The sequence below is a fragment of the Amycolatopsis sp. lyj-109 genome, from assembly GCF_046548995.1.
GTDB lineage: Bacteria > Actinomycetota > Actinomycetes > Mycobacteriales > Pseudonocardiaceae > Amycolatopsis.
Map to the genome: position 1 here is coordinate 409,412 of NZ_JAJPWR010000004.1, position 14,099 is coordinate 423,510.

9 protein-coding genes are annotated in these 14,099 nt (G+C 68.9%); 7 read left to right on the plus strand and 2 right to left on the minus strand.

Annotated elements, in window-relative coordinates; genetic code table 11:
- Positions 1 to 21 precede the first annotated feature (21 nt).
- The 4 genes from ACLJQF_RS11740 (at position 22) to ACLJQF_RS11755 (ending at position 6,652) form a co-directional block, all read left to right on the plus strand.
- Positions 22 to 873 (plus strand): LysR family transcriptional regulator, encoded by an 852-nt coding sequence (locus ACLJQF_RS11740; protein WP_410608291.1) that lies wholly within the window; start codon positions 22 to 24, stop codon positions 871 to 873.
- Between the two features lie 793 nt (positions 874 to 1,666).
- Entirely contained in the window at positions 1,667 to 2,101 is a 435-nt protein-coding gene (locus ACLJQF_RS11745; protein ID WP_410608292.1) for a hypothetical protein, read from the plus strand.
- Between the two features lies 1 nt (position 2,102).
- Complete coding sequence (locus tag ACLJQF_RS11750) at positions 2,103 to 3,053, plus strand: hypothetical protein (RefSeq protein ID WP_410608293.1); 951 nt, start codon at positions 2,103 to 2,105, stop codon at positions 3,051 to 3,053.
- Positions 3,050 to 6,652, plus strand: coding sequence for a hypothetical protein (locus tag ACLJQF_RS11755; RefSeq protein WP_410608294.1), 3,603 nt, complete (start codon positions 3,050 to 3,052; stop codon positions 6,650 to 6,652). Before ACLJQF_RS11750 ends, ACLJQF_RS11755 begins: the two co-directional genes overlap by 4 nt.
- Positions 6,653 to 6,686: 34 nt before the next feature.
- On the opposite strand, the gene ACLJQF_RS11760 is transcribed toward ACLJQF_RS11755, so the two are convergent.
- Positions 6,687 to 7,184: a hypothetical protein gene (locus ACLJQF_RS11760; protein WP_410608295.1), complete on the minus strand. Its 498-nt coding sequence runs from the start codon at positions 7,182 to 7,184 to the stop codon at positions 6,687 to 6,689.
- 1 nt (position 7,185) lies between these two features.
- Here ACLJQF_RS11760 and ACLJQF_RS11765 point away from each other — a divergent pair, with 1 nt between their 5' ends.
- A complete protein-coding gene (locus ACLJQF_RS11765) occupies positions 7,186 to 10,620 on the plus strand; it encodes a helix-turn-helix transcriptional regulator (RefSeq protein ID WP_410608296.1) in 3,435 nt (1,144 codons plus the stop codon).
- 3 nt (positions 10,621 to 10,623) lie between these two features.
- Positions 10,624 to 10,872 carry a hypothetical protein gene (locus ACLJQF_RS11770; RefSeq protein ID WP_410608297.1) on the plus strand — a complete coding sequence of 83 codons (249 nt, stop codon included), beginning with the start codon at positions 10,624 to 10,626 and terminating at the stop codon, positions 10,870 to 10,872.
- Positions 10,873 to 10,883: 11 nt separating this feature from the next.
- Here ACLJQF_RS11770 and ACLJQF_RS11775 read toward each other — a convergent pair whose 3' ends face one another.
- Entirely contained in the window at positions 10,884 to 11,420 is a 537-nt protein-coding gene (locus tag ACLJQF_RS11775) for a response regulator transcription factor (RefSeq protein ID WP_410608298.1), read from the minus strand.
- Positions 11,421 to 11,536: 116 nt separating this feature from the next.
- Here ACLJQF_RS11775 and ACLJQF_RS11780 point away from each other — a divergent pair, with 116 nt between their 5' ends.
- Entirely contained in the window at positions 11,537 to 14,092 is a 2,556-nt protein-coding gene (locus ACLJQF_RS11780) for a caspase family protein (RefSeq protein WP_410608299.1), read from the plus strand.
- The last annotated feature ends 7 nt before the right edge of the window (positions 14,093 to 14,099 follow it).

Consider the following 14,099-nt stretch of genomic DNA (forward strand, 5'->3'; position numbering starts at 1 on the left):
CGCCGGCTATACGATTTGGTTATGGATGTCGAAGTGCGTCAGTTGCGCTGCCTCGTCGCGATCGTGGACGAAGGTACGTTCACCGACGCCGCGATCGCTCTGGGTGTCTCACAGGCTGCGGTCTCACGCACACTTTCGGCGCTCGAGAAGCGCCTCGGCGTACGGCTGCTGCGACGTACGTCCCGCGAAACCTCGCCGACCGCGATCGGACTCCGCGTCGTGGCGCACGCCCGGCGCGTGCTGACCGAGGTCGACAACCTGGTCCAGGTAGCGACATCGGGCCACGTCGAACTGCGCATCGGCCACTCCTGGTCGGCACTCGGCCGACGCACACTCGCCTTTCAACACCGGTGGCGGGAATCGCACCCGAAAACGCAACTGCACCTGCTTCGCATCAACTCCCCGAGCGCCGGCCTGGCCGAGGGCACCGCGGACCTCGCGGTCATCCGCAGGCCCCTGGACGACCGCCGCTTCGAGGGCGCCATCGTGGGTCTGGAACCACGCTGGTGCGCGATGGCCGCCTCCGACCCCCTGGGGCGGCGCCGCTCGGTGCGTCTGGCCGATCTCAGCAGCCGCGTCCTGCTCGTCGACCGGCGCACCGGAACGACGACCGCGGATTTGTGGCCCGCGAACGCGCGCCCCGTGGAACAGGAGAGCCGCGACATCGACGACTGGCTCACGGTCATCGCCACCGGCCGCTGCGTGGGGGTCACCGCGCAGTCCGTCGTTGACCAATATCCCAGGCCCGGCATCATTTACCGGCCGGTCCGCGACGCCGAACCGATCGCCGTACGACTGACCTGGTGGCGCGACGACCCCCACCCGGCCACCCGCACCGTGCTCGAGCTTCTCACCGAGGTTTACCGCACATAGCCTCGTCGAACCGTAGACCTGGCGCGGACGCACGGCCCTATCCAATTACGCGCCGACCCGTAGCCACGCGCTGCCCGCGGAGCGGGTCCGGAAGGCAGCGAGCCGGGCGAGGGTGAGCAGCCCACCGGCGACCCACACTCAGGTCAGCCCCATCCCGCGGCGACCATGAGCGCAAGGGCGCCGAGGAACACGAGCGTGCAGGCGAACGTGTCCCAGGCCGCCGGTGGCCTTCCAGGTGCGGAGGATCCGGCTAACGGACGTAGTCCGCCACATCCGCTGCTCCGCCGTCGGTTCTACCTCCTCCGAGACGACGTCTCGTTCGGGCATCGTGGTGATCTTATCGGTCTCGACCTGCGCGCGGCGACGGCGCAAGCCCGGTTGAGCAGTTCGACAGCCAAAGCAAGGCCAGCGGCGGGCGGGCTGCCACGATGACGCGGAACACGTGTGGTCCTGTGTGGATCCGACGTCAACGCACAACGACAGGCCGCCCAGCGCAACAGCTCCTGCGCCCGGGCGCAGGAGCTCCGACCACGCGAACCCGGCAGCGATCCGCTCATGCACCCGGTCCAACTGATCCATCGCCACATCGCAATCCGTAAGCTCGTCGCCTGCCTGCGCGGTCACCAGTCGCCCTTTACGGCAAGCTCAAGCCCCTCCAAATCGAAAAAAATTCACGACTTCGGTCAAAAGTTGCCCAGTTAAGAGGAGATCATCAATCCGCTTTCTGTTTCTCATTGATGTGAGTACTCTGAACGTTGTCCGGCATGTGCCCGAGGGTCTAGGAGGGGTGGGCATGGACATGGTAACCGCTGCTGCGATCACTTCGCTTTTGGTGAGCTACGGCAAACATCTCGCCGGTGTCGCGAGCGACGCTATAGACGACGGAGTCACCCGGGGGCTGCGAGCCCTGTGGGAAAAGGTCCGCAGCCGGTTCTCCGGTGACGAGCAGGCGTCCGGTGCTCTGGCGCGACTCGCCGAACAGCCGGAAAACGAGCGCCGACAAGGCGCCGTAGAAGATCATCTCGACGATTTCATGTCGGCCGACCCCGATTTTGTCGAAGCACTGGCGAAGCTGGCCGATGAAGTGAAAACCGCGGGGTACGGGACCATTCAGGTACGGGATGCCGGAGCCGTCGCCGTGGGCGGGAACGTGTCCATCAAGGGCACCCATCACGTAGCCGGCCGGGACGTCATCGTCGGCACGAACGAACCTCTACCAGGCTCATGACATGGCCGCCGCGAAAGTATTCGGACGAGCCGGCGCCGCGCTCGTCGTCCTCGTCGCACTGACCTCTTGCGGGCACAAGCCCGCCGCCAAGCCCCCGGACGGACCATCGCTTCCCGGTCTCTCCGTCAGCGCCGCGCCGACGGATCCTTCGGTGGGAGCCACCGCGGAAGCGGGCGATTCCTCACTGACGCCGGGATCGCCCGTGCCGGGGCACCCCGGCAGCACACCGACCAGCGGACCGGCATCGAACCAGTCGTCCAGGCCCGGTTCAGGTCCCGGCCAGACCAGCAAGCCCGCCGGCCCCGGAACGCCGGCGAACGCATGTGGCGCGCCGCCGACCGGACGCGCGCCGGACGGCCGGGCGCAGCAGCGGATAGTCTTTCCCTCGCCCGGCGCCCACCAATGGCCGGACACGCAGGTGACCATGCACGCGTGCGCGACGTCGGGCCTGCCCGTCACCTACCAGTTCGAGAACGGCGGGCGCGGCGGGTCCTGCCGGGTGTCCGATCCCGTGGGCACCACCTACGGTTCCCAAGGGGTGCCGATCAGCTGCCAGGTGACGGCCACCCAGGCCGGGAACGCCGCCTTCGCGCCGGCGGCGCCGGTCACGGGCACCTGGGCGGTGAACAAAATGGTGATCACCTACGGCGTGCTCGGTTCGGCCGAATACCTGACCTACTCGGCAGCCAACCCGAAGGCAACCATCCAGGTGCGCCTCACGGCCATCCACGACATCCCGCAGGTGGAAATGTCGACGCAAGCCACCGGAGCGTGCTCCCCGCCCAATAGCATGCGTGTCGGGGGAACCGGTGGCCGGGACATCATCGTCAACGTCGAGATAACCCTGACCGCCCAAGGCGACTGCGACATCAATGTCAGCGTGCACGTGAATCAGGTCATCGACGTCGACCCCGTCATAGGTGCCAGCCGCCACTACACCGTCAAGAGATGAAGCGGGGAGACGACGAGGAGGCCAGGCTGGCGTCGGTCGAAAACACCGGGCCGGTCGTCCAGCACGGCGACCTCGAAATGACCGGCGCGCTGGTGGCGGGCCGTGACCTCACCATCCACGGCCCGGTCCACGTCCTGGCCGACGACGGTCCGCCCTTCGGCGACCTGGCCGCTCGGCCCGGCCGGTCCTCCGATGTCTGCCCGTATCCCGGGCTCGAAGCCTTCGACACCCGGTCAGCCGCATACTTCCACGGCCGCGACGCCGATGTCGACGCCGTGCTTGCCCTGCTGCGCAAAGCGTCGCTCGTCGCAGTGGTCGGATCCTCGGGCAGCGGCAAGTCGTCGCTGCTGTCCGCCGGCGTGCTTCCCGCGCTCGCCCAGGGAAAGATCTCGGGCTCGAAGGCGTGGCGGGTCGTGCCGGTCCGCCCGGGTAGCCAGCCGGTCGAGCACCTGGCAACCGCCGTAGCCGAGATCACCGGCACAGAACCGACCGAAGTCACCGCTGCTGCGCTCCGGGCGAACCCCTCCGGATTCACCACCATCGTCAGCGAACCCGCGATCTGGGTCATCGACCAGCTGGAAGAGGTGTTCGACCCGGCCGTGGACGCCGATTCCCGGGCCGCCTTCCTCACCGCGATCGCCAGGATGCGCTCGGCACCCGGGAGCAAGGTCGTCCTGGCCCTCCGGTCGGACTTCTACCAGCACCTCGATCAGGAACCGGCGCTCGCCGCTGCGGTCGCGGATGCGCAGCACCGCGTGCTGCCGATGGGACCGCAGGCAATACGCGACGTGATCGAAAATCCGGCCCAGCAGGTCGGATTGCGAGTAGAGCCCGCACTGATCGAACAGATGCTGGCCGACACCCGAGCCGCCGACAACGCGCTGCCGCTGCTGTCCTACGCGCTCGAACAAACGTGGCGGCGTCGGCACAACGGCTGGCTGACACTCGCCGAATACGCGAAAGCCGGCGCCCTCGAAGGTGCCATCGACCGAGCCGCCGAACGGGTCTGGGAGCGACTGGGCGACGGCTACCGGGCGACGGCTCGGCGAGTCATGCTCCGGCTGTCCCACCTCGGCGACAACGCCATCGCCGTGCGACGCCAAGCCCGGCTTGAGGACCTGGTCACCGATGCGGACAACGAAACCACCGTCCACGAGGTCGTCGACCGGTTGGCCAACGCGCGAATCCTCACCACCGGTGAAGACCCCTCGACCCGCGTGCCGATCGTGGACATCACCCACGAAGCCGTTTTGCGCGCGTGGACCCGACTGCAGACCTGGCTGACCGAAGATCGAGACGCCAAGCGCGCCCAGGACGACCTCAGCACCGGCGCGGCCGCGTGGGATCGGCACGGCAATGACGCAGGCTACCTGCTTCGCGGTGCCCGGCTCGCTGCCGTCGACGTCGCGCGCCGCGCCGGCGATCTCACGGTCAACGACAAGGAAAGCCGCTTTCTCGCTGTGAGCCGGCGGCTCGAGCACGGGCAGCGGTGGCGGTCGCGTCTGCTCGGACTCCTCGCCGCCGGGCTGACCGCCGCGATCACCCTCACGTTCGTGCTCGTCGGCCAGCAGCAGCAGATCAACCACGGAAAGACCGTCGCGGATGCCGTATCGCTCGCCGCCCAATCGCGTTCGGTCAGTCCGCAAGAACGGGATTTGGGTGCCGTGCTGGCCGTCGCCGGAGCACAAACCGACGACAACGCAGTCACCCGGGCAGCCGTCCAGGACGTCGTCACGGCGCGCAGCGGCCCACTCGCCTACCTCCTGCCGGGCGGACGCCACGCGACGACCGTGAGTTCCCGGTTCACCGAGAACGGATCCGCGATCGTGGGCACCAACGACGGCGAAGTGTGCGTGCTGTCCCCCGCCGACGGCCGGCAAACCAGCCCCTGCCTCGACGGCCACCGTTCGAACATCACTGCCATCACCACCGCCGCCGGCCTTATCGCGGCCGCCGACGCCACCGGCCTGGTGACCCTGCACCGGCAGGGCAACGCAACGCCGATCCGCTCCGTGATGGCCGACTCCACCGTCGTCGACGTCGCACTCGACCCGACCCACGACCAGCTGCTCGCGGCTACTCGCTTCGGCGCCGCCGAACGCTGGCCGCTGACCGATCGAGGCACAGCATTACCCGCCCTCTCAAACAGTTCCGGCGTCGTCGCCCTCGCCGTCGCCGACGAAACCGGCCAAGTCTTCGCCGTCACCACGGACGGGGCGGTCAAGCGCTGGAACCTCGGCGACGGAGTCGAACTGCCGGCCCTCGCCGACCCTGGAACCGTGACCCCGAGCACGAGCACTCGGTTGGACATCGTCGGCGGTACCCGGCTGGTGACGGTGGACGGAAACCGGATCGGCGTCTGGGACCTCCGCACCACGCAGCCGCCGGTGTGGACCGACGCTCCGGGCGGCACCGCCATGACGTCGAACCCCGCCGACGGGACCGTGTACGTCGGAACCGCCACCGGGGCCGTCACCGCGTGGCGTCTCGCACCCGGCCCACTGGCCATCGACCCCGTCCGGTACGGGCTCGCCCCACCCGTCGTAGCGCTCGCCGCCCGCGGCGACTTCCTGGTCGGAGCGGATCAGAACGGCCGGGTGATTTCCTGGGACCTCAACGAACGGCGATCCCCCGCCGCCGCCCTCCGAGCCGAGGCACCCGGGCCGATCCAGACGGTCGTGAGGAGCCCCGAGGGCGCGATCGCGTCAGGCGGCGCGGACGGCGTCGTCCGGGTGACCCGAGGGAGCGCCACGACCGAGGCCCACGCGTTCGGCGTCTCGGTGGCCCACCTTGCCTGGGAAACCAGCGGAACGATCGCCGTCGGTACCGACCAAGGGTCCGTGGAGGAGCTCGATCCGGTCACGGGCGCGGTGCACTCACTTCTCGATCGCCCGGGCACCAGCGTCAGCGGCCTCTGGGCCGCTCCGGGAATTCTCGTCGCGGCGTTCAGCGATGGTCAGGTGGTCTTTCCCGGCCGGGGCGGAGTGACCTTCCCCGCTACGCACGCTCCGGTGACGGCGCTGGCGATGAATGCGGGCGGAAGCACGATCGCCGTGGCCTCCGGCGACGGCGTTTCCGGGCCCCCCACGATTTCTGTGGCTGAAACAGGCGACGGCTTCCACGACGTCCGGACGCTCAGCGGCCACACTCTGCCGATCACGAGTCTCGCGTTCAGCCCCGACGGCCAGTTTCTCGTCAGTGGCAGCGACGACACGACCGTCCGGGTTTGGGCTCTGGCCGGCGGTTCGACGAAAAGCATTCTGCACGGCCACACGGACATGGTCCTCGCGCTGGCCTACACCCCTGACGGAAAGACACTGGCGTCCGGCAGCCAGGACGGCACGCTCCGCTTGTGGGACATCGAGAGCGGTCTCCAAATCGGACATCCACTGCAGTTCGGCGACGGCTATGTGTGGTCACTGGCCGCCTCAGCCGACGGCGGAACGCTGACCGCCGCCAACGGCAGCGCAGTCGTCGACTGGCCCTTCAGTCAGCAGGCGTGGGTCAGTCGTGCTTGCGGGCTGGCCCAGCGCACACTGACGGACGAGGAACGGATCCGGTACTTGCCGGCTGGAACCACCGTCAACCCCTGTGGCTGAGATCGGCGAGCACGGTGGTCAAGTCGACCCGCGGTCAGCAGGGGCCCATTGTGGGTTGGTCCGTGCCCGTGTCGATCGCCACGTCCGGCACGTATCCGCCGCTGATCCCGTCCCACAGGCTGCTTGTCACACCATCAGCCGTCCGCGTCACGGTGTCGCCCTGCACGGTGCACAGGATTTCCACCGGAGCTCCGGTTTCGAGCCGGCCGATGGTCGCCGAATCCAGCGCAGGCCCCTGGTGCACATCCACCGGCGTCACGACGTAGCCGACCCACGGCTCTACCGACGTCGACGCCGATACCGGCGAGGGCTCCGCGACGGAGGCCGCCGATTCGACGGGACCGGTGAATTCGACCACGGCCATCAGGATCGAAACGGCGATCAGGAGCCCGCCGATGAAGAAGCAGGGGATTCGTGCTGCGCCGCTCACCACCGGGATGACCGAGCCGGAGAAGGAAAACCCTCCACCGATCAGTCCGGCCAGCAGCAACAGAACTCCGGCCAGTCCCAGGATGACGGCTACGGTTCCCATGATGTCCTCCTCGTGCGTCGGGATCGGCCGTCCCGCACGGGAAGCCGACGCTTTCAGCGTCAACCGAGAAGCAAACCGGAACAATGGGGAGTTCTTCGTATCGATAAATCTGTCACTGGTCGTACTTCTGCGTATTTACCAGCGACTCGGGAAGCGGCAAAGTCAGAACGTATCGAGCAGTTTTGATCGAATCGCTGCGTCCAGGACGGCTGATCGGGTGATTGGTGTGCGATCAAGTAACGATCGGATGTGCGACGCGACTTGTCCAGCGCGACGTTCGCGCCGCAGAACCGGGCTTTCTCCGTCGGGCAGGCCAACGTCGGCACGACCGCCGACGCCGACGCCCTTCCCCGTTGGCCGAACGCGCCCTGTCGCCGCCCGGTGCTCTCGAGGAGGCGAGATCGCGATGGCGGACCTGGCCGATCGGCTCGGTGCAGAGCAACCGGGCTTCGTCGGGCGAGAAGCGGAGTCCGCCCTGCTGGATCGCCTCCTGGTGAGCGCCGCGGCGGGCCGGCCGCGGGCGGTGGCCGTCCTGGGCGAAGCGGGCGTCGGCAAGAGCAAGCTGCTGAGTGAATTCGCCGATCGCGCGCGAACTTCCGGCGCCCGGGTCTTGACGGGCTGGTGCGTCCCGCTCGGCGCCGGCGAGATCCCTTACGCGCCGCTCATCGACGCTCTGCGGCGGCTTGTCCGGGAAGTGGGCGCGGAGTGGATACGGGAGCGTGCGGCCGGCGCATACGCGGACCTGGCACACCTGGTCGCGGACTTCACCGCCGAAGACGCAGGACCGGCCGTGGAACGCGATTCCCAACTCCGGGTGTTCGGCGCCGTCCTCCGGCTGCTCGACCTGCTCGGCAGCGATCGCGCCGTGGTGCTGGTGCTGGAAGACCTGCACTGGGCCGATTCCTCCACCCTGGACCTCGTGGCGTACCTGGCACGCGTACAGACGGACGAGCGAACGCTGCTCGTGTGCAGCTACCGGTCCAGCGACCCCGAGCCGCACCAGGCACTGAAACTGGCCATGACCGAACTCGGGCAGTCTCACCGGATCGAACGACTGGAATTGGCCCCCTTCACACCGGCTGAGCTGAGGAAGTTCCTTGCCGCAGCACTGAAAACCGACGTGAACCGCGGGCTGGTGGACGACTTCTTCGCACTTTCGGACGGAAATGCCTTCTTCGCGGAAGAGCTGGTAGCCGCGGGGATCTTCCGGCGCGCGGAAGGCCGCGACACCGCGCAGGTGCTGCCCGGTTCGCTGCGGGAACTCGTCCTGGCCCGGTTCGAGCTCCTGGGAGACGACGCCCACGAAGTGATGCGAGTGGCCGCGACAGCCGGTCGCCGGGTGAGCCACCGGCTTCTGGCGACCGTGTGCGATCTCGACGAGCGGCGGCTGCTGGCCGCTCTCCGCGAGTGCGTGTCTCGGCACGTCCTGACCGTCGACCCGGTGAACGACACGTACGTCTTCCGGCACGCGCTCTTCCGTGAGGCCGTGCACCAGGAACTGCTGCCCGGTGAACGGCTGGCCCTCCATGCGTCCATGGCCGCCGCGCTCACCTCCGACACCCGGCTCAGCTACGCGGAGGACCTGACGGTCGCGGCGGAACTCTCCTACCACTGGTTCGAAGCCAGGGCCTTCGAAAAAGCACTTCCGGCCGCCGTCCTGGCCGGCGCGACCGCCCTGCGGGTGCGCGCCTTCCCCGAGGCGGAACGCCAGTACGGCCGGGCGCTCGAAGTCTGGCCGCGGCTGGCGGACACCGACGTCGAAACACCGCTCACTCACGACCAGTTGCTCGCCGTGGCGGCGGAGGCGGCCAGGTGGGCCGGGCACGTTGATCGTGCGATCGAACTCATCGAGCGGGCGTTGGCGCAGGCGCCGAGCACACGGCGGGGCGCACTCCTGGAACGCCTGGGAAGTTACCGGTGGGAGGCCGGTGACAGCGTGGGGTCGAAGCGAGCGTACGCCGAAGCCCATCGGATCCTGTCGGCCGAAAAGCCGTCGGCGGTCGTGGTGCGGGTGCTAGCCGGGCGTGCCATCGCGGACGTCCGCGCCGGGAGCTACGAGTCCGGGTTCCGCCTGGCCGGTGCCGCGGTGGACATGGCGCAGGCGATCGGGGCCAAGGCCGAGGAAGGCCGGGCGCTGAACATCCTCGGCGTGGCGCAGACGATGCTCGGCCGGACCACGCCGGGTATCGAGGCGCTCCGGGAGGCCCTGCGAATCGCCGAATCCACCGATCACCTCGAAGATCTCTACCGCGCCTACGGGAACCTGGTGCTGGCGCTGGAGAGCGCCTGCCGGTTGGAGGAGTCGGTTTCCGTCGCGCTTGAGGGACTCGCCCACGCCCGCCGGTTCGGCCTGGAACTCGCGAGGTGTGGCGGAGTGCTCGCGAACAACGCCAGTGTCGCGCTCGTCCTCCTCGGTCGCTGGGAGGAAGCGGCAGCGATCATCGCCGAGGTGCTGCTGGAGCGGCCGGTCAGGGAAAGTCTCTACCCCCGGCTCACCCTCGCGGAGATAGCCGTGGCTCGCGGCGAGTTCGACGAGGCCGGCCGGTTGTTGACGACGGTGCGTGAGGCGGGGAAGGACAGTGCGGAACCCGCTTTCGTCGGGGCCTGGTACGTCTGTGAAGCCGAACGGGCGCTCTGGCAGCACCAATACGACGTGGCGCGGTCCGCGGTGAAGGCCGGCCTGGTCGAGCTCGAGCACACCGAAGACATCGTGGTGCTGCTGCGGATGTACGCGCTCGGGATGAGGGTCGAGGCGGACGACTGGGCACGGGTGTCCGCCCTGCCGGGGCGCTCCGGTGGAGAGCACGCACTGTTCGCCTCCGCCGTGGATGACCTGTGCGCGCGAGCGGATGCGCTCCTGGAACCGGGCGACAACCACGTTCTTCCCGAAGCCGAGGCGTTGCGCTTGACGCTGGCGGCCGAACGAACCAGGTTCGACGGTTCCACAACTCCGGAGCGGTGGGCGGAGGCCGGCCGGAACTGGGACGCCCTCGACCGACCTCATCCCGCGGCCTACACACGGTGGCGCGAGGCGGAGGCCGCTGTTCTCGCCCATCAGACGGCGGTGGCGACCCGAGCCGCCCGCAGTGCCCACCGCTCCGCTGCTCAGCTCGGTGCGGAACCGCTGCGCCGGGAGATCGAGGCCCTGGCGAGGCACGCGCGCCTCGACCTGGCCGACCCGCAGGCGTCGGCCGCCCGCCCGGCCACACCCGCCGATCCGTTCGGGCTGACAGCGCGGGAACGAGAGGTGCTCCGGCACCTCTGCACGGGAGACACGAACCGGCGGATCGCGAAAACGCTGTTCATCTCGGAGAAAACAGCCAGTGTGCACGTCACGAGAATCCTGATGAAGCTGGGCGTGACCAATCGGACCGAGGCCGCCGCAGTGGCCCATCGGCTCAATCTCGACCTGACCAGGAACGACAAGGAGAAGTGAATCATGGACAAACGACTCTTCCGCATCATCGGAAACCACTTCGACTACCAGCTGGACCTGGACGAGGCGGTGGACGGTGCCGAGGCGATCGCCGCCATCGTCGATGCGCTGAACACACAGGACGGCGGTCTGGTCAAAGTTCCCGTGCTGGATAAAAACAAGCGGGTCATGGACCTGTACCTGAATCCGAGGACCATTGAGGGGGTGGCGTTCGACACCGGTGCCGGGCCCAAGCCGCACGAGTTCTCCTGATCGTCCGGTACTCACGACGGCGTCGCCGCGATGCCGAGACGCTGGGCCCGGAGCACCGTGCCGAGCCGGTCCGAGGTACCCAGTTTGCGGTACAGCCGCTCCTGGTGCTTGGTCACGGTGCGCGGCGACACGCCCAGCCGCCGGGCCATGGCGGCTGCGGTCAGCCCCTCGCAGAGCAGGTTGAGAACGTCCTGTTCACGCGGGGTCAGCCGCAGGCCGGCCCGTCGGCAGAACCGGATTCGCGCCACTGCGGCGGCCGGCCCGGTCAGTGGGCGGGTCAGCCGTTCCAGCGCGTCCAGCTGGGCGTCGAGCAGAACCTCCGCCCGGGTTTCGACGATCTCGCGCAGCCGGGTCGCCGGGCCGGCTGCCGGATCCCAGCGCCACCGACCGTCGTGGCGGGAAAGTTCACCGAGTGCGAGCCCGGCGGCGACCAAGGCGCGGGCGAGCTCCAGGTCGCCGTGGCTGGCGACCTGGAGGAGACAGAGCGTCTCGTCGGTCACCGGCCCGCCGAAGATCGCCGCGACCTGCGCGCAATGCAGTTCATTCATGGAAAGAAGCCTCGCGCCGTGGGCGGCCCCAGTCATGGGGACAAATCCGTATTCGGACCCCCGACGACCCCTTAGCGGCCGGCATCGAAGCCGCCCCGACCAGTACGGAGAGAATCTTGAAGAGTCGAGCACTGCTCATCGGCGTCCAGGCCGGGCAATTGCTGGGAGTGGGCAACGACGTGGAAACCATGTCGCTGCTGCTGGACAGGCGGGGATTTCAGGTTCGCCGCTGCGAGGACAAGGCGGCGACCCGGGCGGGGATCCTCGATGAGTACGAACGCCTGATCGCCGAGACGGAAGCCGGCGACCGGGCGACGGTGTTCTACAGCGGCCACGGGGGCCTCGAGCCGGCGGTCGAGGACGGCTCGGGCCCCGATCCGGACCTGCAGTACATCGTTCCGTTCGACTGCGACGAGTCGACGCCGCTCGACTTCCGCGGGATCACCGCGCTGGAGTTGCGGGTTCTCCTGGCCAGGTTGACGTTGAAGACCGGCAACTGCACGGTGATCCTCGACTGCTGCCACGCCGCGCACATGTCCCGTGACCGGAAGATGCGGCCGAAGGCGCTGCTCAATCCGGCTTACCTGAACATCGCCGCCCACATCGAGCGGATGCGTGCGGCGGGATTGCGCACCGACCTGCCCGATCCGGTCAGCAACCGGTCCGCGGTGAGGCTGGTGGCCTGCGCGCCGTGGCAGTTCGCCTACGAGTACGTCAACCGGGACGGCGTACCGACCGGCCTGCTCACCGAGTCGCTCGCCGTCGCGCTGGGGGAAGCCGGTGACACCCCGGTGACGTGGGCAATGGTCGTCAACCGCATCCGGGCCAGGGTGCGCTACCTCGGCAACCAGCGACCGGACGCCGAAGGTGAGTCACGACGACTGCTGTTCGACACCGCGACCGCCGATCCCGCGGGTGACCTGCCGGTGACGCCGACCGGCCCCGGCCGCGTACTCCTTCCCGGCGCACGGCTGACCGGAGCCGGCGTCGACGACACGTTCGCGATCCTGCCGGCCGGGACCACCGAGGTCATCGACACCGCAGTCTTCGCGATCGCCACCGTCGACCGGGTCAGTGGGGGCGGCCTCGAAGCCGCGCTCGCCTTCCGGAACGGCCATTCCCGGATTCCGCTCAACGCGGGAGCCCGGCTGCTGAGCACTTCGGCGCCGCGTTGGCCGGTGCTCGTCACCGGCACCGGCCCGGTGGCCGACGGGCTGCGCACCGAAGTCTCGGCGCGGCCGACTCTACGTGCGGTGTCCCGGGAAGACCTGGACGAAGCCACCCCTCTGGCCGAAGTCGAGGTGGGTACGGAACTCGCGCTGCGGGACGACGCCGGACCGCTGACCGAGCCCAAGAGCGCGGACCCGAACGGCATCGGGCGGGTCGTGGCCAACGCCGCTCTGCTGGCGAAGGCGGCCGCTCTGCGCGACTTCACCCCGGGGCCGGCTTTCGCGCTGCACGAGGCGTTCACGGTGGAATGGGGGAAAGTGCGGGCCGGAAAACCCGAGCCGATGCCCGGATCCGGCGGCCTGGTGTTCGCCGGGGACAACGCGTATGTGCGGTTGCGGAACGACAGCAGTCGCGACCTGTTCTTCTTCGAGTTCAGCTTGGCGGTGGACGGCGCGGTGATCTTGATCGACGACGCCAATCCGTCGGGCCTCCGGCTCAAGCCCGGCGAAGAAGAAGTGCTGGGCACCCTCGACAGCGGTGAGCTGGAAGGCATTCCGATCGGCTGGCCCGACGGAGTGCCGAAGGGCCTGCCGCGGCCGGAGTCGCTGCTCTTCCTGGTGACGGCCTCCGCCGAGGACCTGTCCAGCCTCGCGCAGGCCGGAGCTCGCGACCCGGCGGTCGCAGCGAAGGTCACGCCGGTGATCGAGCGGCTCAAAGACTCGGGGTCGCCTCTGCAACGCGCGCTCGCGCAGGCTTCGATCGGCGGTTCGCGGGGGTTCGGGCCGGTTCCGCGCGGATCGGCGGGCGCGTACGCGACCTGTCAGTTCGACTACCTGCTGAGTCCGCTTCCCGCACCACGCGTCGAAGCCGCGCGGTTCCTCGTCGACGAACGACCGCTGACCTCGGTCCGGATTTTCGCTCCGGACGCGTCCGGTCCACCCGTCACGGTGGCCGTCGGCCCAGCCGAACTGATCATCCACGCCACGCGCTTCCCCGCTGACGCCGGCATCCGGGTCGACGGGCTGGCGATCACCGCTGGCGACGACGGCTTGCCGGTGTACCGGTTCCGGACGCTGCGCTTCTCCGGCGTACCGGAGAACGTGCCGTTGGAGCTGGGCGACGCTGTCATTTACGAAGGCCCGGTGCGGGACTACCTAGACCTCGCCTGGTGGATTTCCGCCGACCAGGCGGACGGTGCGGACCTCGACGACCTGCTGGTGGACCGCTTCACTCCGGAGGAGTTCCGGGAGAACGCGGCGCGGCTAGCCGCGATGGTCCCCGCTCAGTCGAGCGCCGCGGCGCCGGTGGCGGCGATCGACGCCACGGCCTCGATCGTCGATGCCGCCCACGACGCCCTCACCGCCACGAGCGGGACAACCACCGGCCTGTTGCGCACCACCCTGGTGCCGGCCGGAGGGTTCGGTACCGGCAGGCACCCCGCGACGGGAGCGGTACGCATCGGGGACTTCTCGTTCGCCTACCGCGTCGACCCCGTCATCTGAGGAGAAG